Raw genomic sequence first — 21,267 nt, 5'->3', positions numbered from 1 at the left:
GGACGGCGGGTGATGAGCCCCCACGGATGGGTTCACGGCGTGTCTCACAAGGGTAGACCCAGTCGGAGCGTTACATTCGAAGCGCCTGTATTAAAGCAACTGGTTCCTGACCTGTGTGAGCGGTATAATGCTCGCATCTTGATGAAGTGATTTGACCTTATATAAATCAATAGCTTACAGGTAAAACCTAAAGCTATAAATAACTTAAAATCGGCACAAGGACATCCTCCATGAACACCACCCGACACACCCTGGCGCCTCTGGGTGCCGCACTGACCGCGCTGATTCTCTGGGGCTGTGAACCCGCTGAAGAACCGCAGCCGTCACCCGAAGCCTCCGGTAATGCCGCGGCCAGTGGGGTCGAGTACAGCGACCCGGACAACCCCGGTACCGCACCCACGCCAGACAGCCAGTGGCAGTGCCCGCAAGACGCCGGTCAGGCACCCTCGGGGACTCTGACCGCCGAGCGGATTCCGGGCTCCGCCACCACCCGGGAAGAAGCGGGTCTGTATGAAGGGCCGGTGTGGATTGGTGGGTCCCTGTACTTCTCCGATTTCACCTTTCAGGAAGGCTTCCCCTCGCGAGTGCAGCGCCTGACCGAAGAGGGCACCCTGGAAACCGCGCTGGAAGACAGCGGCAGCAATGGTCTGGCCGTGGATGCCGAAGGCTTTCTGATGGCCGCCACCCACGACGCCAAGGCCATCTCACGCTACGAGCTCTCTACCGGTGACCGGGAGATTGTCTGGGATGAGTATGCCGACAGCCCGTTCAACTCCCCCAACGATCTGACCCTGACCCGCGATGGCGTGATCTATTTTACCGATCCGGACTTTCAGCGCTCGGCGGCGCCGGGTGGACAACCAAAGACCCGGGTCTATCGTATTGATTCCGACGGTGTGTCCCTGGTGGACGATACCCTGAGCAATCCCAATGGTGTCTCCCTGTCCCCGGATGAGCAGACCCTCTACGTCGCCGGCGGCGGTGAGCAGGGCGTGCTCAGGGCCTATTCGTTGGATGAAGACGGGCAGGTAACCGGGCAGCGGGATCTGGCCGATGTGACTGTGCCCGACGGTATGGCGATTGACTGCCTGGGTAACATCTATGTCACCGAACACACCAGGCAGCGAGTGCGGGTGTTCTCCCCCGAGGGTGAATCCCTGGCGGAGATCCGTGTCGATGCGAATATCACGAATGCCGCCTTTGGCGGCCCCGAGCGTCAGACGCTGTACCTGACTGGTGCGGGTACGCTCTGGCAGATTGAACTGGATGTAGCGGGATATCCTTATTGATATGGCAGTATTCAAGCGGGTCAAAACCCCCTGTGTTGGTGTCTGTTCAACGGGCATCGGGGATAGCGTGTGCCGGGGCTGCAAGCGATTTGCCCATGAGGTGATCGACTGGAATGCCTACGATCAGGAGCAGCGCTACATTATCGTCAAACGCCTGGAGGCCTTTCTGACCCAGGTGGTGTCGGCGCGCTTCGAGATTCTGGACGAAGCCGTTTTGCACGAGCAGATCCGGCACCAGCAGGTGCGGTTCAACGAAGATCGGGACCCGCACTGCTGGATCTTCGATCTGCTCAAGGCCGGGGCCAGCCAGATCCGGGAACCGGCGCACTACGGTCTGCGGGTGCGCCCCGAATGGCGGGCGTATTCTCTATCCGAGCTGCGCGATCAGATCGATCACGACTATTACGAGCTTTCCTGCGCGCACTACGAGCGCTATATTGCCCCGGGTTTGGCCGCGGATGCGATGCAAAAAGCAGCGCAAAACACTTGAACTTTGTGATGTAAATGACTGATATAAAACCTATTCTTGATTTTCTTCAGTGCGAAACGCCGGATGCCTGGGTTCGCTGGGCGCTGGCCAATGAGCCGCTGCTGCTGCTCGATCATGCCAACTGCGAAAAGAAGGCCGCGTCCACTGCGCTGACGCTGATGTACCGCTATGTGGGCGACTTCGAGATGATGCATAAGATGTCCCGCCTGGCCCGGGAAGAGCTGCGTCACTACGAGCAGGTGATGAGCCTGATGCAAAAGCGCGACATCGCTTACGGGCAGATTTCCCCCAGCCGCTATGCCTCCGAGCTGCGCAAGCCGATCCGTACCCACGAGCCGGGGCGCTACGTGGATACCCTGATTGTGGGCGGGATCATCGAAGCCCGCTCCTGTGAGCGCTTCGCCAAATTGGCCCCGCACCTGGATGAAGAGCTGCAGGGGTTTTATCTGTCGCTGCTCAAGTCCGAGGCCCGGCACTTTCAGGACTACCTCAAGCTGGCCCGCAAGGCCGCCGGCGGGGAGTCCATCGAGGCTCGGGTGGAAGAGTTTCTGGCACTGGAGCGCTCGTTGATCGAATCGCCGGATGACACCTTCCGCTTTCACAGCGGCGTGCCCCAGGCCGCCTGAGGCACGCTATGCCCAAGCAACCGGTCACCGGCGACCGCGACTTTGACGATCTCGCCCAGCGTTTCGCCCGCAATGTCTACGGCGGGCTCAAGGGGCGTATCCGGCTCAGCGTGCTGCGCCGCGACTTTGGTCAACACTGGCCGTTTCCGCCTTTTGTGCCCGATACCGGTCGGCCGCCCCTGCGCATTCTGGATGCCGGAGGCGGGCAGGGCCAGTTTTCCCTGCCCCTGGCTCGGGCCGGGCATGCCATTACCCTGTGCGACCTGTCCGAGCAGATGCTGCTTGGTGCCCGGGCGGAAGCGGAGCAGTTGGGGGTCAGCGGGCAGGTGACTCTGGTGCAAAGCGCCATCCAGTCTCTGGGCGACGCCTTGCCAGAAGAGACTGAGCCCTTTGATCTGGTGATCTGCCACGCGGTACTTGAGTGGGTGCTGGATCCGGAAGCCCTGATCGATCACCTGATTCGCTGGCTCAAGCCCGGCGGTCACCTCTCCCTGTGCTACTACAACCTGCACGGCGCGGTGTACAAAAACCTGCTACGGGCCAACTTCAAGAAGGTGGAGCGGGGGGATTACGGCGGGTTTCGGGGCAGTCTGTCCCCCATCAATCCGCTCTATCCGGAGACGGTGGATCAGTGGCTGGCGGCGAGGCCGTTGGAGCGGCTGGCCACCAGTGGCATCCGGGTGTTTCACGACTACATTCTGGACAAGTCACTGCGCGAGCAGGCGCCGGACAAGGTGCTGGAGCAGGAGCTGCGACTCTCGCAGTTGGAACCCTACCGCTCGCTCGGACGGTATGTGCATGTGTTACTCAAGCGCCTGACCTGATATCCATCAGCTCAGGCGTTTGAGTAACAGCTCTTTGGCCTCGTTGACCTTGGCCGCCAGATAGTCATTGCCGCCCCGGTCCGGGTGCAGCTTCTGCATCAGTTTGCGGTGGGCACCGATGATGTCCTCCCGAGTGAGTGCCTGCTCGTCGCCTTTCAGGCCCAGCGTGTCCATGGCTTCGCGTACATCCATGGGGCCGCTCGGCGGGCTGGCGGGGCCGGCCTGCTGCTGGCGCTGCTTCCACAGCGGGAAAAACTGCAGGCCCAGGGCAATGGCGGTTTTTGCCAGGGGGAGCAGGGCGCCCAGCACGGCAAACAGCCAGTGGGCCCGCCCGGTGGCGACCATCAGAATCAGTCCCAGCCCGCCGCCCCACAGACCGAGGCGCCAGTAAAGGCGCTTGCGCTCGGCCGGCGGCAGGCGCCGAATATGGGCCATGGCCGCCCATAGGCCGATGATGACAATCAGGGCGATAAGCAATCGAAGCATAGTGAACTCGTCCGGTCGCTCAAGCGCGACGTATTCAGTGGCGGCTATTATAGAGAGGGTGAGCGGCGGGTGATAGTGTTAGCGCGGCGGACCTTAGCGGCCCGGATGCGCTATAATCGCCGCCCTTTGAAGCCGAACCAACGAGGTGCTTTTGATGCCACAATTCCGCCTGCCCGCCGAGTGGGAACCCCAGGACGCCGTGCTGCTGACCTGGCCCCATGGGGACAGCGATTGGGCGCCGCTGCTCGATGAGGTGATCCCGCTGTATGAGGGGCTGGTGACCGTGATTGCGGACTATGCGGACCTGATCATAGCCGTGCCGGAGCAGGCGCTGGACGCCATACAGAGCCGCCTGGAGGCGATGAATGTGCCCATGGACAGCGTTCACCTGCGCCCGGCGCCGAGCAACGATACCTGGGCCCGGGACCACGGCCCGCTCACCGTGCTCGAGGGCGAGCGTCCGGTCCTGTTGGACTTTCAGTTTAACGGCTGGGGCGGCAAGTTTGCCCACGATCTGGACAACGGCATTACCGAGCGCCTGCATCGCGACGGCGCCTTTCCCGAGGTGGCGCTGGAGCGCCAGGATTGGGTGCTGGAGGGCGGTTCGATTGAGGTCGATGGGCGCGGCACGCTGCTCACCACCGAAGCCTGCCTGTTGAATGAGAACCGCAACCCGGGGTTGAGTCGGGAGGCCATTGAAATGCGCCTGAAGGAGGCGTTCGGGGTACGCAAGGTCAATTGGCTCAAGCACGGCCATCTCGAAGGGGATGACACCGATAGCCACATCGATACCCTGGCGCGGTTGTGCCCGAACAATGTCATCGCCTATGTGCAGTGCGATGACCCGGAGGACTCGCACTACGCCGAACTCAAGGCGATGGAAGCCGAACTGGCGCTGATGACCGATGCCGATGGCGAGCCCTACCAACTGGTACCACTGCCCTGGCCGGGAGCGGTACACAGCGACGACGGCCGACGCCTGCCGGCCACCTACGCCAACTTTCTGATCATCAATGGCGCCGTTATGGTGCCGCAGTACGACTGCCCCAGTGATGAACAGGCCCTGGAGCAGGTGATGCAGGCTTTTCCCGGTTATCACATCTTCGGCATTCCCTGCTCGGTACTGATCGAGCAGGGGGGCAGCCTGCACTGTATTACCATGCAATTACCCGAGGGAGTTCTCTATGACCCAGCTTAACGTCGGGCTGATTCAGCACGCCTGCAGTGCCGACCTCGAATCCAACCTGCAGGCTTCCATTGACGGCATCCGCCGCGCGGCGGAGCAGGGCGCCCAGTTGGTGGTGCTGCAGGAATTGCACCGGGGCCTGTATTTCTGTCAGCAGGAGGACGTGGACGAGTTTGATCTGGCAGAGCCCATTCCCGGCCCCAGTACCGATCGTCTGGGCGCCCTGGCCCGCGAGCTGAACCTGGTGATTGTCGCCTCGCTGTTCGAGCGTCGGGCGCCGGGGCTGTATCACAACACAGCGGTGGTTCTGGAGCGCGATGGCACCATCGCCGGCACCTACCGCAAAATGCACATTCCGGACGATCCGGGTTTTTACGAGAAGTTCTATTTCACCCCGGGCGATCTGGGCTTTCAGCCCATTCAGACCTCAGTGGGCAAGCTCGGAGTTCTGGTGTGCTGGGACCAGTGGTTCCCGGAAGCGGCTCGCCTGATGGCCATGGCGGGCGCGGAACTGCTCATTTATCCCACCGCCATCGGCTGGAGTCGGGAAGATGACCCCGAGGAGCAGGAGCGTCAGCGCCAGGCCTGGATCACCATTCAGCGCGCCCATGCGGTAGCCAACGGTGTGCCCGTGGTCAGCGTCAACCGCATGGGTCACGAAACCGATCCCGGCGGTGGCTCCGGCATCGACTTCTGGGGTAGCAGCTTTGTCGCCGGCCCCCAGGGGGAGTTTCTCTACCAGGGCAGCACGGATCAGGTGGAGCACACCGTGGTCTCCCTGGATATGGAGCGCAGCGAGAACGTGCGGCGCATCTGGCCCTACCTGAGAGATCGGCGGGTAGACCATTACGGGGACCTGCTCAAACTCTACCGGGATTGAGTTCGGCGTAACGGCAAACGGCATTGCACTACTTCGGTGCGGTGCCTCAAGATGATCTTTGACAATGCAATTCGGAGCGAACCATGGCATTACCGAAAATCGGCAATCTGGCCCCGGCCTTCACCCTGAACAATCAGAATGGTGAAGCGGTCAGCCTGAAAGACTTCAAGGGTAAACAGAACGTCGTGTTGTACTTCTATCCCAAGGCCTCCACCCCGGGCTGCACCGTCCAGGCCTGTGGCATGCGCGATTCGCTCGCGGAACTGGCGCAGTACGATACGGTCGTATTGGGAGTGAGTCCGGACAAGGAGCCGGCACTGCAGAAGTTTATTGCCAAGCAGGGATTGACCTTTGATCTGCTGTCCGACCCGGAGCACCAGATTGCCGAAAAATATGGCGTCTGGGGGTTGAAGCAGTTTGCCGGTAAAGAGTACATGGGGCTGATCCGCACCACCTTCATCATTGATAAAGACGGGCGTCTGCGGGCCATCCCTGAAAAGTTCACCACCAAAAACCACGATCAGGTCATTCTGACCTGGGTTCGGGAGCATTTTGGAAGTAAATGACGCACTGGTTGGGCCAAATCGGACTCGAGGGTGACTTTTACGGTATAAGATCAGGTTTTTAATAAAAATGTGATCTTAGTCCCGCTGAATGTCGGGTTTTTTGACTCCGTTAGCGACAATTGCGCTTTGATTGGCCTATACTAGAACTGTCTTGAGGTTGAGGGCCCAGCCCTCGAGGTACAGGGTTGTCCGTCAAACCTCGGGACCGATCAGGGCTCAGGCATCGGCCTGTCCGCTGGTCGACAATAACGATCGCGCGAGCTCGGTTACTGGCGGCTTCGGTTGGCAGTCGCTCCGCGACCACCCAGCGTCATTAATTTTCAATGCCCAGAGTTTTTGGCAGAAGGAGAGGCCTGTATGATTCAGTTACAGCGTATCGACGATCGAATCAGTGAAAGTGCGGCACGCCCGTTCGCCACGCCCGGTGTCCGGTCTTATCATGAATATCTGGAGTTAGCGCGTATTCCCCCGGCAGAAGGGGTGGCCGCCAAGGTTCTGGATGTTCTGCACCGTCGCGTCGGTCAGGATCCCTTAGCAATTGATTACATTGCCGAGGATCTGGACCTGTCAAAACGGACTTTGCAGCGTCGTTTGCAGCAGCAGGGCGAAAACTTTGCCCAACTGCGGGACAGTCTACGTTTCCACTATGCGATCAAGTTTCTTATTGATCAGCATATGAGCGTTGATGCGGTATCCAAAGCATTGGACTTTTCGGACCGCACCAGTTTTACCAACGCTTTCAAGCGGTGGACCGGACTTTCTCCGAGTGTCTTCCGCAAGCTGTTTCGCGATTACGCCTGACCACAGATTTGGCGATCGCCTCAGCCGTCCCCAGCGGCTGAGGCTTCTTGATTTTCACCGACCAACTCCCTCCATGTAATTGCCTGCCCCGCACAAACAGGGTAGAGTTAGCCCTTTTTCCGACCTAGAAGAATGAGGCTTGTTTCATGGATTTCTTTATTCCCGCCGCAATGGCTCAAGATGCTGCGCAACCCCAGGGTAACCCGATGGTCACTCTGCTGATGTTTGTGGGCCTGTTTGTGTTCATGTACCTGTTTATCATCCGCCCGCAGCGCAAGCGTCAAAAAGAGCATCAGAACCTGGTGTCCGCGTTGAGCAAAGGTGATGAAGTGGTCATGACCAGCGGCCTGCTGGGCAAAATCCTCAAGGTTGACGACAACTACATCGTTCTGGAAACCGGCGAAAACATTGAGCAGAAGTTCCAGAAGGTTGCGGTTCACGCCGTTCTGCCCAAAGGCACCATCAAGTCCATCTAATCCATGACTGACTCCTCCGCCATCCGTTCACTGGAAAGCTTTTTGAAGACCCTCAGTGATCTGGTGTGGGGGGAGTTCATGCTGGTGCTGATTCTGGGCACCGGCCTTTTCCTGATGGTGCGTCTCGGCGCCATGCCCCTGAGACGCATCGGCACCGCTTTCCGGCAACTCTTCCAGGGCCGCCAGGCTCAGGGCGAAGGGGACATCAGCGGCTTTAACGCGCTCATGACGGCGCTGTCCGCGACCATCGGCACGGGCAACATCGTGGGGGTCGCCACGGCCATCGGCATTGGCGGCCCGGGTGCGTTGTTCTGGATGTGGTGCAGCGCCCTGGTGGGGATGGCGACCAAGTACGCCGAAGCCGTGTGTGCGGTCCAGTTCCGGGAAACCGATCATCAGGGGCGCCACGTCGGTGGCCCCATGTATTACATCAAGAACGGTCTGGGCAAACGCTGGATGTGGCTCGGCGCTCTGTTCGCTTTTTTTGGCATGCTCGCGGGGTTTGGTATCGGCAACACGGTACAGGCCAATTCCGTTGCCGATGCACTGTCCGAGAGTTTCAACATCAGCCCCTGGATTACCAGTGTCCTGCTTATGGCGCTGGTGGGGGCCGTTCTGATCGGTGGTATCAAGCGTCTGGCCAGTGTCGCCGGGAAACTGGTGCCGTTCATGGCCATCGTCTACCTTCTGTCGGGGCTGGTGATTCTGGCGCTCCACTTGCCGGTGCTGCCGGCGGCGGTCCTGTTGGTGGTTGACTCCGCTTTCACCGGGACCGCGGCGACCGGCGGTTTTGCCGGCGCCACCGTGATGATGGCGATTCAGTTTGGGGTTGCCCGAGGGGTGTTCTCTAACGAGGCGGGCCTGGGTAGCGCGCCTATTGCCCACGCGGCGGCGCAGACTAACAGCCCGGTACGCCAGGGGCTGATAGCGATGCTCGGCACCTTTATCGACACACTGGTGGTGTGCACCGTGACGGGCCTGGTGTTGATCGTCACGGGGGCCTGGCAGACAGGGGCCGAGGGTGCGGCCATGTCCCAAGAGGCTTTCGCATCGGTGATTCCCCAGGGGCAACATTTGATCGCACTGAGCGTCTCCCTGTTTGCGTTCACGACCCTGTTGGGCTGGAGCTACTACGGTGAACGCTGTGCCCAGTACTTGATGGGTGAGCGTGTGGTTAAGCCGTTTCGGGTGCTGTGGGTGCTGGCGATTCCGGTCGGCGCCAATATGAGCCTGGGTGTGGTCTGGATTCTTGCGGATATTCTCAATGGCCTGATGGCCATTCCTAATCTGATTGCGTTACTGGCGCTATCCAGTGTTGTGGTAGGTCTGACCCGAGAGTACTTCGCGCGCAAAAACACCGAGCCCCTCGGTCTGTAAACTTCGTTCAGGCTACAGACAATTGTCGGGGCGGGGCAGCCCGGCGATTTTACTGGCAATCTTGGCCGGACTGGGCGGAAACAGTTTCATCAGGTAAATGCTGCGCCCTTTTTCCGTGCCGAGTTTTTGCCCCACCCGCTTGACCAGCGGGCGCATGGCGGGGGATAGTTCGAACTCGCGGTAGAATTCACGCAGCAGTTCAATCACTTCCCAGTGCTCTGCTGTCAGAGTAATGTTTTCGCGACTGGCCAGCGCCTCGGCGACCGCCGGGCTCCAGTCCCCCAAGTCTTTCAGATAGCCTTCCTTGTCTGTGCTCAACGTCTTACCGTCCACTGTCAGTGACATGTCAGTACCAGCTCTGGATTGTGTTGTGCGCGACGGATAGCGCCACGAATTTCTCATAGTCCGAGATCGACACTCCGTTCGCGATCCGTTCCATCAGGCCGCGAGCCTTAAGGTCCGCTTCCAGCGCGTACACCTCAATCTGACGTTCGTGCAAGTCGTTCAGTGCACTCGCTTCCGGTGGGGCGGGCAGGGCGCCGTAGACACCATCTTCAATCAGAAGCACCGCGTCCCCGGGTTGGCAGACATCAAGGCAGGCGCGAAGGGTCCGGTGTTCAAATGGGGATTTATTGACGGTATGGAGTGTGCTCATGAAGAACGACCTTAAAAGCTGAGGAGTTGGTCCTGCTCGGAAAACAGGCGGCCTACCGCACGGTTGTCCAGCTCGATAAGGTTGTCCATGACCAGATCGGACATTACCAGACCCCGTTCGGTCAGTGAGGGGGTGTGTACATACAATCGTTCGACGTCGTAGATCGGTAATGCCTGCAGGCTTGACGCCAGATTTTTCTGGGGGAGGGTGTCGGGAGACTGATCCCGTACCAATTGAAAAACCCCGTCATTCATGAACAGGACGCCGACGTCCTGGCCGAATACCGCGGTCGCCAGGAGCGCATCCAGGGCCTCCCGGGCGGTGCTGCTACCGTAGGGGGCGTGGCGCATCACAAACAATAAGCGGCAACTCATTTCCATCTCCTTTCCATCAGGCACCAAACGTGACGACCCGGTCGGCATGAACCGCTGCGTCCACCCACTGCCCCAGACCGCTTAAACTGAACTCCGGTGCAAGGTTGGCAACATCGTGCTCGTAGCGGTCAGCCTCTTCCTGATTGAGAATGCCTCGACGCAACGCCGCGGCGATGCAGACGACCACATCGATGGCGTTCTCGCGGGCCAGGGTTCGCCATTCCTCCACCAGGTTCTGTTCATCCTGAGCGGGAGTGGCGAGCCGATTACCTGTTGCCACTCCCTCCTGATAGAAAAAAACGCGATAGATGTCGTGGCCCTGGCGCAGGAGTGCCTGCGCGAAGTTCAGGGCGCTCTGGCTGGCCTCTGAGTTGAAGGGTGCGGCGTATACGGCGAGTGAGAATTTCATCAGCGCTGGTTCCTGAAACAAAAAAAGCCCCGATCTACGGGGCTTTTTTCATGGTGGTGCGTCCCGCTTTACTCGTTGCTGGCACCGAGCAGGTGCAGCAGGCTGGTAAAGAGGTTGATGATTGACAGGTACAGTGATGTGGTCGCCATGATGTAGTTGGTCTCACCGCCATGAATAATGGCGCTGGTCTGGAACAGAATCAGTGCCGACATCAGCAACACAATACCGGCAGAGAAGGCCAAGCTCAGGGCAGATACATCAAAACCGAACAGGGAGGCGCCGATCAGCAACAGCATACAGGCGATCATCACCATCAGGCCGACCGCAACAAAACCGCGCAGGAAGCTGAAGTCCTTGCGAGTGGTCAGGGTGTAGCCGGACAGCCCGAGGAAAATGACCGCAGTGCCGCCCAGGGCCTGCAAAACGATGGAGCCGCCATTGGACATGGCCAGGTAATGATTCACGATGGGGCCGAGGCTGGCGCCAATCAGACCGGTGAACGCAAACACGACGCCCAGACCGGCCGAGGAGTTGGCGGTTTTGGGCAGTACGAACCAGACCAATACGATGGCAATGACGCTCATGATCAGCCCCATGCCGTGAGACATATTGATGGCCATGGCGATACCCGCGGTCACGGCACTGAAGGCCAGGGTCAGTGCCAGCAACATATAGGTGTTGCGCAAAACCTTGTTGACCTCAATGCTGCTGCCGATATCAGCACGGGCATTCTGGGTGTAGAGCTCTCGCATTGCTTTTCTCCATTGATGACAAATATTGCCTGACATAGATCATACTGGAACCGGCGGAAACTTGCCAAGCTTGTTGCATTAGATGGGGGCGGGTTGGGGGGAGTTCTAGGGGGGGTGGTGTAAATATTTGTTAGTCGAACGGAGGGTTCTCACCCGTCCCTTCTGCCATAAAAAAAACCCCACCATTGCTGGCGGGGTTTTTGTATGGCGGAAGGGCAGGGATTCGAACCCTGGGTAGGCTATTAACCTACGGCGGTTTTCAAGACCGCTGCATTCAACCGCTCTGCCACCCTTCCGAAGAGGGGCAAATTATACAGAGCTTTTTCTGTGGGGCAAGGGGAGGGCGGAAAAAAACTCAAGGATTTCGAAGACTTAGTAGTGATTGAAGAGCCAAAAAAAGGGCGCTCCCCGAAGAGAGCGCCCTTTGTACTTGCCGTTACGAGGTTTACTCGCTGGCGCTTGACTCAACCTCGGGAGCCTGCCGGTTGCGCGGGTCATTTGCCGGGCGCGCCAGAGGCCGTGGGTTGTGGCTTACCGCGGGCGGTTGCCGGGTATCCAGCGCCTGGGCTGCGGAGCGTTGACGATGCTCGGTCACGATCTCCGTCGGTACCTTGGGCTGGGGAGCCAGACGCGGATCATTGGTCGCCCGCGCCGACGAGCGGGGTGCGGGCTCCGGAGTCGGTGCGCTGACTTCCTGCGTCTCCTCTGCCGGCGCGTCCGGAGCCTCTGCGGGCTCTGCAGTGGCTGCCGGCGCCTCAGCGGTTGTCGGCTCCTGAGTGTCGGCGGTGACGCTTTCTTTGCTTGCCTCGTCCTCGGCTAGCACATTTTCCTCGGGCGCTGCGGGCTCCGCCGGGGTGGCGGTATTGGCGGGCTCAGCGACCGGCTCTGGAGTGGCCGGCTGGACCGCTTTGGCAGAGACCTCGGCGTCGGTTTCAGCCGAGCCCGTGTCGGTTACCGAGCGGCCCTGGGGTGCCTCAGTATCCGTTGCGTTCTGCGCCGCTTTGGTATCGCTTTTTGTGGTGCTACTTTCTGCCGTGTCGACTTTCGGGGCAGCGGCGTCCTGGGTTGGGCGAGGCTCGCCCACTTGACGCTGGCTGACGCGACGGGGCGCCTCTTCCCGAAGTTCCGCCGTAGCCGTTGGCTTGATGGTGGCTTCAGCGTCGGCGTCCTTCGGAGATTGAGGCTCCTCAGTGGTCGCGGTGTTGCGGGCCTCAGTGTTGCCGCGAGTGCGCCGCGCTTCGCGCTCTTCACTCTGGTCTGTGTCTGCCTGAGCCGTCACTGGTCCTGTGTCAGTGCGACGAGCCGACGTGTCCGCCTTGGCGGGTTTGTCGTCGGTCGCATTGTCACTGCGGGCCTCGGAGCCTGCCTTCTGGTCACGGTTAGCCCGGTTGCTTCGCTCGGCCTTCACGTTGTCGGTGGTGTCCTGATTGGCGGCCTGGATTTCATTGGCCTTCTCGATCACCTCCTCGGGCAGTTCGCGGCGGTTACGGCGACGGGGGCCGGAACGGGTGCGACGTCCCGCCGGGCGCTTGGGCGGCCGGTTTTCCTGCTGCTCATTGGTGGCCTGCTCTTGTGCCGGCTCATTGACCTCGGCGGCCTCGGCTTTCTGCGGTGAGGCGTCTTTCGGCTGACTGTTATCACCGCGGTTTTCCGGCTTGTTGCCGGCGCCACCGCGACGGTTTCTGCCCCCACGGGAACGGCGACCGCTGTTGCCTTCGGCGTTTTTGTCCTGCCCTTTGTCTTGCCCTTTGTCCTGACTGTTGTCCGAGGCTTTGTCCTGACGCTTTTCAGGGCGACTGTCGCCATCGCGCTGGTTGCCGCGTTCATCACGACGACCACCGCGGCGGTTGCGGTTGCCACCCTCGCGACGTCGATTCTGGTTGCCGCCGCGACTGTGCCGGCTGCGTTGATGGCCACGACCTTTCGACGACGATGACTTCTTGTCCTCTTCATCACCCTTGAACAGGCCTACCAGCAGGGCGACAAAACGCTCCCACAGGCTGGGCTCTTTGGGTGCCACGGGCGTGGGTGCCGCTTCTGTGGGCGCGGCCGGTTGCACAGCGGGCTGGGGCAGGGGGGCCGGCTTGCTGCTGGTTTCCACTTCCTCTTCGCTGTGTTCGTCGGCGGTGGCGACAATTTTGTAGCTGGTCTCCAGCGTGCCCTCGTCGTCATCGCGCAGACGCTGAACTTCGAAGTGTGGCGTCATCATGTCGGCGTTCGGCACGACGACCACGCGGGTGCTGTTGCGCTGCTCGATGTTGGAAATGGTTTTGCGTTTTTCGTTGAGCAGATAGGTGGCCACAGAAACCGGCGCAATCGCGCGGATCTCGGCGCTGCGCTCTTTCTGTGCTTCTTCTTCCACCAGACGCAGGATCGACAGGGCCAGAGAGCGGGTGCTGCGAATGGTGCCCTGACCGTTACAGCGGGGGCAGACTTTCGAGTGCACTTCGCCCAGGGAAGGGCGCAGGCGCTGGCGCGACATTTCGAGCAGGCCAAAGCGTGAAATGCGGCCTACCTGAACGCGGGCCCGGTCCATGTTCAACGCGTCGCGCATGCGGTTTTCCACTTCCCGTTGATTGCGGGCAGGCTGCATGTCGATAAAGTCGATCACAATCAGGCCGCCCATGTCCCGCAAACGCAATTGCCGGGCGATCTCGTCAGCGGCTTCCAGGTTGGTCTGCAGGGCGGTCTCTTCGATGTCGCCGCCTTTGGTGGCGCGCGAGGAGTTGATGTCGATGGACACCAATGCCTCGGTCACATCAATGACGATGGAGCCGCCGGAAGGCAGTTTGACTTCGCGCTGAAACGCGGTCTCGATCTGGCTTTCAATCTGGTAACGGTTGAACAGCGGAATGTCGTCGTTGTACAGCTTGACCTTGCTGCCGAAGTTGGGCATCACCTGTTGGATGAAACCGTTGGCCAGATCGAAGGCTTCCTTGTTATCCACGATCACTTCGCCGACGTCCTGGCGAAGGTAGTCGCGAATGGCGCGGATGATGACGTTACTTTCCTGAAACAGGAAGTTCGGTGCCGGGGCGCTTTTGGCGGCCTTGTCGATCGATTCCCACAGTTGCAGAAGGTAGTTCAGGTCCCATTGAAGCTCTTCCGCGCTGCGGCCAACGCCGGCGGTGCGAATGATGATTCCCATCCCGGAGGGGATTTCGACGCCGCTCAGGGCATCTTTGAGCTGCGCCCGGTCTTCCCCTTCGATGCGGCGGGAAATGCCACCGGCGCGGGGGTTGTTGGGCATCAGGACCAGGTAGCGACCCGCCAGGCTGACAAAAGTGGTGAGCGCGGCGCCTTTGTTGCCGCGTTCCTCTTTGTCGACCTGCACGATCACTTCGGTACCTTCTTTGACCACTTCCTTGATCTTGATGCGGCCCTCAACATCGTTGGGGGCTTTGCTGAAGTACTCGCGGGAGATTTCTTTCAGGGGGAGAAAGCCGTGGCGCTCGGCACCGTAGTCAACAAAGGCGGCTTCCAGGCTGGGTTCAACCCGGGTTATTTTGCCTTTGTAGATGTTGGCTTTTTTCTGCTCTCGATTGCGATTTTCGATGTCCAGGTCGTACAGCCATTGGCCGTCGACCAGCGCTACGCGCAACTCTTCGGGTTGAGTTGCATTAATGAGCATTCTTTTCATGCGTTACCTAATATAGTCGTCCGGGGCGCCAGGCCGGCGGAATAACCAAGGTTAACGCTGTTGTGTTTTACAACCTTAGGGCCGACCGGGCTCCAGGGTAGAGCCTGTCGGGGTTGGGGGCAGAGGCAGACGGCCAGCCACAGGCTCCGCCCGGCAAAGAGCCGGTCGGCGGAGGGGGCTGTCGGTTGCCTTGATCGTCATGCAATCCTGCTCCATGAAACTCTAGTTTTCTCGTTTCGGCTTCAGGCGGTTCCCCGGGTGGAGCTGGGCTCAACGGGGGGTTCCGCGTGGAATCTGGCAGTGCCGGTGTTGTGTTCGGGTGCCGAATCGTCACGTGGTATCTCTCAGGTCCGCCAGAAACCATCTTGGTCTGGACCCTGTGTTCGCTGTGACGCCGGAAAATCACCTGGCCGGCAATGCGTAGAAATCAGAGTTCTACAAAAACACGTACAGTATCAACTATGGCTATCACGCGGTTGGCGCGATGGTCATGGGGTGCCCCGCAGGCCTTTCGGGCGTCGTTGCGGTAGCACCGGTTTTGTCAGTTCACTGGCCAACATCGGGGGGAGGTAAACCATCTCGCCTGGCCCGAAGTGGCCCTGTTGCTGTCAGCGGTATTTCCTCGCAACAGGCCTGATTTACGCTTACCTGTCCGGAAACCTGCCTGTCCCAGCAGCCCGGAATATAACAGTAATTGCAAAAAGCTTCAATCTGCCTTTGTTTTCGGGCCCGAGCCTGGCGTCAGGGAGTATCCCGTCGCGACCCGGCCCGGTTTGCGCTATCATGCGCGCCATGACTAAACCCTCCTCTTCCTCCCGGTCGGCCCCGCCGCCCCAGACGCCACCCACTCAGGTCCAGTGGCTGACGATTGATGCTGACCAGGCCGGTCAGCGAATCGACAACTTCCTGATGGCTCGCCTCAAAGGGGTGCCCAAGTCCCGGGTGTACAACATTTTGCGCAAGGGCGAAGTGCGGGTGAATAAAGGTCGGGTCAAGCCCGATTATCGTCTGGTCTCTGGGGATCAGGTGCGCGTGCCCCCGGTGCGGGTGACCCAGAGTGCGCCCGCACCCAAGCCCAGCGATCAACTGGTTCGTCAGCTTGATAGCGCCATCCTGTTCGAGAACGAGGGACTGTTGGTGCTCAATAAGCCGCCGGGTCTCGCCGTTCACGGTGGGAGCGGTGTCAGTCTGGGGTTGATTGAGGTGCTGCGGCAGATGAGGCCGGAGGCCCGCTTTCTGGAATTGATCCACCGGCTGGATCGGGATACGTCCGGCTGCATTATGGTGGCTAAAAAGCGCAGTATGCTCCGCCATATGCAGGCGGCGCTCAGAGACAAGAGCGCCAGCGGCGTTACCAAAATCTATCAGGCGCTGGTGCTGGGGCGCTGGTCTGAGCGTAAAACCAAAGTCGATGCGCCCCTGATGCGCCTGGAAATCAACGGCGACCGGATCGTCAAGGTGCATCCGGAGGGCAAGCCGAGCCTGACCCGGTTTCGGGTTCTGCGGCGCTTTGAGGGGGCGACCCTGGTCGAGGCACATTTGATTACGGGGCGGACTCACCAGATTCGGGTTCATGCCCAGTCCGCCGGCCACAGTCTGGTTGGGGATGAGAAGTACGGCGATGATGAAGCCAATAGGCGTTGGCGGGCGAGGGGCGTAAAGCGCCTGTTCCTGCATGCCGCGGAGCTGGGTTTTTACCTCCCGGACCAGTCGGCCATGACGCGCGTGGTTGCACCGCTGCCGGATGATCTGCAGACCGTTCTGGCGCAAACGCCCCAAGAGTGACGCCAATACGAATGAGGCTATTGGTGTTTGATGGACGTTATCAAGAGGTATAAGCGTTGTTGTTGATTTTTGACTGGGATGGCACTTTGAGCGATTCCACAGGCCTGATTACCCGGGCCATGCAACAGTCGGCCGAGGATCTCGGTTGGCCGATCCCGGAAGCTGCTGCCGTGCAGAACATCATCGGGCTAGGTTTGCCCGAGGCGCTTCATTTATTGTTCCCGGATCAGGATGACAAAGGGCATGGCCTGCTGCGCGATCGGTATCGGTCGAACTATCTGCGTGCCGATCAGGCGCAGCCCTCCGAGCTGTTCCCCGGGGTAATGGAAACGCTGACCCGGTTGCGTGACGATGGGCATCAGATGGCCGTGGCGACCGGCAAAAGCCGGGTGGGGCTGGATCGGGTGTTGAAGGTCATGGGGCTTGATGGTTTTTTTCACGGCACCCGCTGCGCCGATGAGACCGCCTCGAAGCCGCATCCGCTGATGCTTCATCAATTGCTGGAGGCGTTTCGGGCCGAGCCGTCCAGCGCGGTCATGGTGGGGGATACCGAATACGACATGGAAATGGGACGTCGAGCGGGCATGGATCGCATTGCCGTCAGTTACGGTGCCCATACCATTGATCGGCTGCATCCCTATGAGCCCGCCCTGTGCCTGGATCAGTTTGATGAGCTGCTCCGGTGGGATCGGTTGTAAGCTAACGGGACGCCGTTGGCATGAGCAGGGGGTCGAGACCGGCCTTTTGCAGCATTTCGGTCAACTGGATCAGCGGCAGACCGATCAGTGCATTCGGATCATCGCCCTCCAGGCGCTCGAACAGGCAAATGCCCAGCCCCTCCACTTTGAAAGCGCCGGCGCAGTCGTAGGGCGTTTCCTGCCGCAGATACTGCTCAATCTGTGTGTCCGTCAGGGGGCGAAAGTGCGCTCGGACGCTCTCGCACCGGGTTTCATCGGTACCGGTGCGGGCATCGTAAATACAAAGGCCGGTGTAAAAGGTGACCACCTTCCCGCTGGCCGCGCGCAGTTGTTCAACGGCCCTCTGGTGATCGCCCGGTTTACCGAGGCACTGTTCGCCATCCAGGGTGGCCACCTGGTCCGAGCCAATGATTAACAGGTCGTGAGCTTCGGTGGGTGCCAGGGCGCGGGCCTTCATGTGGGCCAGTCGCCGGGCCAGGGCCTCTGGTGTTTCACCTGGGGCGGGGGTTTCATCAACCTCGGGAGCGGTGCAGGTGAAGGTCAGATTCAGCCGCTCGAGTAGCTGGCGTCGATAGGGCGAGCGGGAGGCCAATAATAGCTCTGGCATGGGTCAATCTCCGAAAAACAGTGATAATCGGTCAACATTTTAACGGAAACCCCCGTCGTTGCGGCCTTTGGCCACTTTTTTCTTTGACACAGGCGGCGCTTATCCCTATTATTGCGCGCTTATGTTTTCAGCCCCCTTCGACAAGCCTCTGCCGCGTCAGGGCGACCCGCGCAAATTCGCGCAACAGGGCGTCCGGATCAGTGGCTATGTGCCGGTGGATCAACTGACCCGGATTCAGGATCTGCTGTTGGAGGAAGGGGCGCAGGCTCGCGTGGATCTGACCTTCGGGATCAGTGAGGCCGGTAAGCTGGTGGTTGAAGGTTCGGCCGCCGCTGATCTGGTGTTTACCTGCCAACGCTGCCTCGGTCCGGTGACCGTTGCGGTGGACGCGCAGATTGAGCTGGCACTGGTGCGCACGGAAGAGGAAGCCCGACAGCTGCCTCGCGCCCTGGATCCCTGGATATTGCCGGAGGATGGAAACACGGACTTCTACACAATGGTAGAAGAAGAGCTATTGTTAAGTTTGCCGTCGGTGGCTTATCACGAGGCGCTGTGCATTGATGAGCAATTGCTCAGCAGTGGCGAGCCGGTGGAGCCGGAGCCGACAAAAAACCCGTTTCAAGTTCTGAAGCAACTCAAGGGCTCGCCGAAATCGTGAGGCGCCCCGGCTTCAGTGGTATTGTCAACAGGAGATCATCATGGCCGTACAACAAAACCGTAAGACCCGTTCCAAGCGTGGCATGCGTCGCTCTCACGACGCGCTGACCGGAAAAGCGCTGTCAGTAGACCCGACGACCGGTGAAAAACACCTGCGTCACCACGTGTCTGCCGACGGTTTTTACCGCGGTCGTAAAGTGGTCGACACCGGCAACGACGAGTAATTTCGGAGTCGCTGACTACTCAGCCATCCGGAAATGATTCGTATAGCGGTAGACGCTATGAGCGGGGACTTAGGTCCCCGCACTGCTATCTTGGCGGTGCTCCGATTGGCAACCTCGGCCGCTTCCGGGGTTCGCTTTATCCTAGTGGGTGAACGTTCCGTTCTGGAGCGCTTGCTGCCCGCGACTCTCCCGTCCTCTGTCTCCGTGCATCATGCCCCATCCTGGGTGGCGATGGATGATGATCCGCGCGCGGCGCTTCGTCACGGGCGTGAAACCTCCATGTGGCGGGCGTTGGATCTGGTGCGCACCGGTCAGGCCGATGCCTGCGTCAGTGCCGGCAATACCGGGGCATTGATGGCGATGGGCCGCTACCTTCTGAAAAGCCTGCCGGGCATTGAGCGACCCGCCATCTGCAAGGCGATGCCAGTGTCCCGTGGGCGAACCTGGATGCTTGACCTCGGTGCCAACCTTCAGGCGACGGCGGAGCAGCTGCACCAGTTTGCCCTGATGGGCGCGGTCTTGGCGACGCGGGAGCTGGGCCGGGATGCCGAAGTGGCCCTGCTGAATGTCGGTGTCGAGTCCGGCAAGGGCCCTGAGGTGGTGCAGGCCGCCAGTCGGCTGATGGCCGATGACCGCCGCCTGCACTATATCGGCTACATTGAAGGGGATGACATCTACACCGGGCGGGCCGATGTGGTGGTCTGCGATGGCTTTGCCGGAAACGTCGCGCTCAAGGCCAGCGAAGGTGTGGCGAAGCTGATTGGCGAGAAGCTGCGCTCGGGCATCCGATCGCGCTGGCGTTATCGCCTGGCGGTTCCCCTGTTGATGCCCCTGCTTCGCCGTTGGCGCACCGAGCTGGACCCGGGCGCCTACAACGGGGCCATTTTCCTGGGGCTCAGGCGGCCGGTGATCAAAAGTCACGGTGGCGCTGATGAGGGGGCCTTTGCCGGAGCCCTGAATGTGGCCATAGAGCAGGTGCGCCGGCGGGTAACTGAACATATTGAAACCGAGCTCGCGGAGTCCTGACCGACGGGTGCGCTTCGTGGCTCTGGAAACAACATCATAAGAGGTGGAGTTTATGTCCGAACAATCATTGGCCTTTGTTTTCCCCGGCCAGGGTTCGCAAAAGGTGGGTATGCTGGCGGATCTGGCCTCGGAATACGGCGTAGTGACGGATACATTTGCCGAAGCGTCCGATGTGCTTGGTTATGACCTGTGGGAGTTGGTTCAGAAGGGGCCCCAGGAGCAGCTCAACCTCACCGAGCGCACCCAGCCGATGTTGCTGGCAGCCAGTACCGCCGTATGGCGCGTCTGGAAGTCCCAGAACGGCGCGGTACCCGCACTGCTGGCGGGTCACAGTCTCGGTGAGTGGTCAGCGCTGGTGGCGGCGGATGTGGTCAGCTTTGCCGATGCCATTGCTCTGGTTCAGCAGCGCGGCAAGCTGATGCAGGAAGCGGTGCCCGCGGGGCAGGGCGGTATGGCCGCCATTATCGGGCTCGAAGACGACGCCATTATCAAGGCGTGTGAACAGGGCGCTGAAGGAGAAGTCGTGGCGCCGGTCAACTTCAATTCGCCGGGGCAGGTGGTCATCGCCGGGGCCTCGGCCGCCGTCGATCGCGCCATGGCCCTCTGTAAAACGGCGGGCGCCAAACGTGCCCTGGCTCTGCCGGTCAGCGCCCCATTCCACACCAGTCTCATGCAGCCGGCCGCGGACGGTCTGGCCCCCAAAATTGCTGAGACCGAGTTCCGTGCGCCGACGATTCCTGTGATTCATAATGTGCACGCCAAAAGTGAAACGGATCCGGAGGCGATCAAGCGCCTGATGATCGAGCAGATCTACAGCCCCGTGCTATGGGTCGACTGTGTCCGCGCTCTGGCCAACAGTGGCGTTTCCAGCACGGTTGAGTGTGGGCCGGGCAAAGTGCTCTCGGGCCTCAATAAGCGTATCGATAAATCGCTGAACACGTTTTCCATTGAATCGCCTGAAGACCTCCAGGCGGTACTGCAACAGACCAAAGGGGAATAACACCCATGAACAATCTTGAGGGTAAGGTAGCGCTGGTTACCGGTGCCAGTCGGGGCATTGGCGCCGCTGTCGCCGAGCAACTGGGCGCTGCGGGCGCTGTGGTGGTGGGTACCGCGACCAGCCAGGCCGGTGCCGACCGGATTACTGAGCGTCTGGCGTCCCAGGGCGTCACCGGCGAAGGTATGGTGCTCAATGTGACCGATGCCGAGTCGGTCGCATCGGTGCTGGCGGACATGAAGGCGCGGCACGGTCTGCCCGCGATTCTGGTGAACAATGCCGGTATCACCAAGGATAATCTGCTGATGCGGATGAACGACGAGGAGTGGTTTGATGTGATCAACACCAATCTGAGCGCCGTCTACCGCCTGAGCAAAGCGGTGCTTCGCGGCATGATGAAGGCCCGCTGGGGGCGCATCATCAACATCAGCTCCGTGGTCGG

General features: G+C 60.2%; 25 protein-coding genes and 1 tRNA gene. 17 read left to right on the top strand and 9 right to left on the bottom strand.

The window, feature by feature from the left end; genetic code table 11:
- Positions 1-230: 230 nt before the first annotated feature.
- From B3520_RS06895 to B3520_RS06880, 4 genes are read left to right on the top strand one after another with little or no spacing between them, the layout of a single operon-like run.
- A complete protein-coding gene (locus B3520_RS06895) occupies positions 231-1,289 on the top strand; it encodes an SMP-30/gluconolactonase/LRE family protein (RefSeq protein ID WP_286804324.1) in 1,059 nt (352 codons plus the stop codon).
- Between the two features lies 1 nt (position 1,290).
- Complete coding sequence (locus tag B3520_RS06890) at positions 1,291-1,779, top strand: DUF1289 domain-containing protein (RefSeq protein ID WP_286804325.1); 489 nt, start codon at positions 1,291-1,293, stop codon at positions 1,777-1,779.
- A 14-nt stretch (positions 1,780-1,793) separates the two neighbouring features.
- A complete protein-coding gene (locus B3520_RS06885; RefSeq protein WP_123637441.1) occupies positions 1,794-2,405 on the top strand; it encodes a tRNA-(ms[2]io[6]A)-hydroxylase in 612 nt (203 codons plus the stop codon).
- An 8-nt stretch (positions 2,406-2,413) separates the two neighbouring features.
- On the top strand, positions 2,414-3,229 hold the full coding sequence (locus tag B3520_RS06880) for a methyltransferase domain-containing protein (protein WP_286804326.1): 816 nt from the start codon (positions 2,414-2,416) through the stop codon (positions 3,227-3,229).
- Positions 3,230-3,235: 6 nt separating this feature from the next.
- On the opposite strand, the gene B3520_RS06875 is transcribed toward B3520_RS06880, so the two are convergent.
- A complete protein-coding gene (locus B3520_RS06875; protein WP_123637439.1) occupies positions 3,236-3,715 on the bottom strand; it encodes a molecular chaperone DnaJ in 480 nt (159 codons plus the stop codon).
- 154 nt (positions 3,716-3,869) lie between these two features.
- On the opposite strand from B3520_RS06875, the gene B3520_RS06870 reads away from it, so the two are divergent.
- From B3520_RS06870 to B3520_RS06845, 6 genes are all read left to right on the top strand, one after another.
- Positions 3,870-4,913, top strand: a complete 1,044-nt coding sequence (locus tag B3520_RS06870; protein WP_286804327.1) for an agmatine deiminase family protein — start codon at positions 3,870-3,872, stop codon at positions 4,911-4,913.
- A complete protein-coding gene (locus B3520_RS06865; RefSeq protein ID WP_286804328.1) occupies positions 4,900-5,781 on the top strand; it encodes a carbon-nitrogen hydrolase in 882 nt (293 codons plus the stop codon). Before B3520_RS06870 ends, B3520_RS06865 begins: the two co-directional genes overlap by 14 nt.
- An 83-nt stretch (positions 5,782-5,864) precedes the next feature.
- A complete protein-coding gene (gene bcp, locus B3520_RS06860) occupies positions 5,865-6,347 on the top strand; it encodes a thioredoxin-dependent thiol peroxidase (RefSeq protein ID WP_286804329.1) in 483 nt (160 codons plus the stop codon).
- A gap of 357 nt (positions 6,348-6,704) precedes the next feature.
- Complete coding sequence (locus B3520_RS06855; protein ID WP_024460266.1) at positions 6,705-7,148, top strand: helix-turn-helix domain-containing protein; 444 nt, start codon at positions 6,705-6,707, stop codon at positions 7,146-7,148.
- A 146-nt stretch (positions 7,149-7,294) separates the two neighbouring features.
- Positions 7,295-7,624, top strand: a complete 330-nt coding sequence (gene yajC / locus B3520_RS06850; RefSeq protein ID WP_024460265.1) for a preprotein translocase subunit YajC — start codon at positions 7,295-7,297, stop codon at positions 7,622-7,624.
- Positions 7,625-7,627: 3 nt separating this feature from the next.
- Positions 7,628-9,001 (top strand): alanine/glycine:cation symporter family protein, encoded by a 1,374-nt coding sequence (locus B3520_RS06845; protein WP_286804330.1) that lies wholly within the window; start codon positions 7,628-7,630, stop codon positions 8,999-9,001.
- A gap of 12 nt (positions 9,002-9,013) precedes the next feature.
- Here B3520_RS06845 and B3520_RS06840 read toward each other — a convergent pair whose 3' ends face one another.
- From B3520_RS06840 to rne, 7 genes are all read right to left on the bottom strand, one after another.
- Positions 9,014-9,346: a TusE/DsrC/DsvC family sulfur relay protein gene (locus tag B3520_RS06840; protein ID WP_123637435.1), complete on the bottom strand. Its 333-nt coding sequence runs from the start codon at positions 9,344-9,346 to the stop codon at positions 9,014-9,016.
- 1 nt (position 9,347) lies between these two features.
- Positions 9,348-9,656 carry a sulfurtransferase complex subunit TusB gene (gene tusB / locus B3520_RS06835; RefSeq protein ID WP_286804331.1) on the bottom strand — a complete coding sequence of 103 codons (309 nt, stop codon included), beginning with the start codon at positions 9,654-9,656 and terminating at the stop codon, positions 9,348-9,350.
- Positions 9,657-9,667: 11 nt separating this feature from the next.
- On the bottom strand, positions 9,668-10,030 hold the full coding sequence (tusC, locus tag B3520_RS06830) for a sulfurtransferase complex subunit TusC (protein ID WP_123637433.1): 363 nt from the start codon (positions 10,028-10,030) through the stop codon (positions 9,668-9,670).
- A 16-nt stretch (positions 10,031-10,046) separates the two neighbouring features.
- Entirely contained in the window at positions 10,047-10,439 is a 393-nt protein-coding gene (gene tusD, locus B3520_RS06825) for a sulfurtransferase complex subunit TusD (protein ID WP_123637432.1), read from the bottom strand.
- Positions 10,440-10,507: 68 nt separating this feature from the next.
- Positions 10,508-11,191: a Bax inhibitor-1/YccA family protein gene (locus tag B3520_RS06820; RefSeq protein ID WP_123637431.1), complete on the bottom strand. Its 684-nt coding sequence runs from the start codon at positions 11,189-11,191 to the stop codon at positions 10,508-10,510.
- 205 nt (positions 11,192-11,396) lie between these two features.
- Positions 11,397-11,487, bottom strand: a tRNA-Ser gene (locus B3520_RS06815).
- Between the two features lie 149 nt (positions 11,488-11,636).
- Complete coding sequence (gene rne, locus B3520_RS06810) at positions 11,637-14,831, bottom strand: ribonuclease E (RefSeq protein ID WP_286804332.1); 3,195 nt, start codon at positions 14,829-14,831, stop codon at positions 11,637-11,639.
- A gap of 792 nt (positions 14,832-15,623) precedes the next feature.
- Here rne and rluC point away from each other — a divergent pair.
- Both rluC and B3520_RS06800 read left to right on the top strand, forming a co-directional pair.
- Positions 15,624-16,616, top strand: a complete 993-nt coding sequence (rluC, locus tag B3520_RS06805) for a 23S rRNA pseudouridine(955/2504/2580) synthase RluC (RefSeq protein ID WP_286804333.1) — start codon at positions 15,624-15,626, stop codon at positions 16,614-16,616.
- A gap of 56 nt (positions 16,617-16,672) precedes the next feature.
- Positions 16,673-17,314, top strand: a complete 642-nt coding sequence (locus B3520_RS06800; RefSeq protein WP_286804334.1) for an HAD-IA family hydrolase — start codon at positions 16,673-16,675, stop codon at positions 17,312-17,314.
- Between the two features lies 1 nt (position 17,315).
- Here B3520_RS06800 and B3520_RS06795 read toward each other — a convergent pair whose 3' ends face one another.
- Positions 17,316-17,921, bottom strand: a complete 606-nt coding sequence (locus B3520_RS06795) for a Maf family protein (RefSeq protein ID WP_123637427.1) — start codon at positions 17,919-17,921, stop codon at positions 17,316-17,318.
- A gap of 121 nt (positions 17,922-18,042) precedes the next feature.
- Here B3520_RS06795 and B3520_RS06790 point away from each other — a divergent pair, with 121 nt between their 5' ends.
- The 5 genes from B3520_RS06790 to B3520_RS06770 all read left to right on the top strand — a co-directional run.
- Complete coding sequence (locus tag B3520_RS06790; protein ID WP_024460254.1) at positions 18,043-18,579, top strand: YceD family protein; 537 nt, start codon at positions 18,043-18,045, stop codon at positions 18,577-18,579.
- A gap of 40 nt (positions 18,580-18,619) precedes the next feature.
- A complete protein-coding gene (rpmF, locus tag B3520_RS06785; RefSeq protein ID WP_024460253.1) occupies positions 18,620-18,802 on the top strand; it encodes a 50S ribosomal protein L32 in 183 nt (60 codons plus the stop codon).
- Positions 18,803-18,835: 33 nt separating this feature from the next.
- On the top strand, positions 18,836-19,828 hold the full coding sequence (gene plsX, locus B3520_RS06780) for a phosphate acyltransferase PlsX (protein WP_024460252.1): 993 nt from the start codon (positions 18,836-18,838) through the stop codon (positions 19,826-19,828).
- 52 nt (positions 19,829-19,880) lie between these two features.
- Positions 19,881-20,828, top strand: a complete 948-nt coding sequence (fabD, locus tag B3520_RS06775) for an ACP S-malonyltransferase (RefSeq protein WP_286875749.1) — start codon at positions 19,881-19,883, stop codon at positions 20,826-20,828.
- Positions 20,829-20,833: 5 nt separating this feature from the next.
- Positions 20,834-21,267: SDR family NAD(P)-dependent oxidoreductase (locus B3520_RS06770; protein WP_286875747.1), on the top strand; the 434-nt coding region annotated here is incomplete at its 3' end.

This window comes from Marinimicrobium sp. UBA4509, from assembly GCF_002388575.1.
Classification (GTDB): Bacteria; Pseudomonadota; Gammaproteobacteria; order Pseudomonadales; family Cellvibrionaceae; genus Marinimicrobium; species Marinimicrobium koreense.
This window is presented reverse-complemented; position numbering and strand designations above follow the sequence as displayed.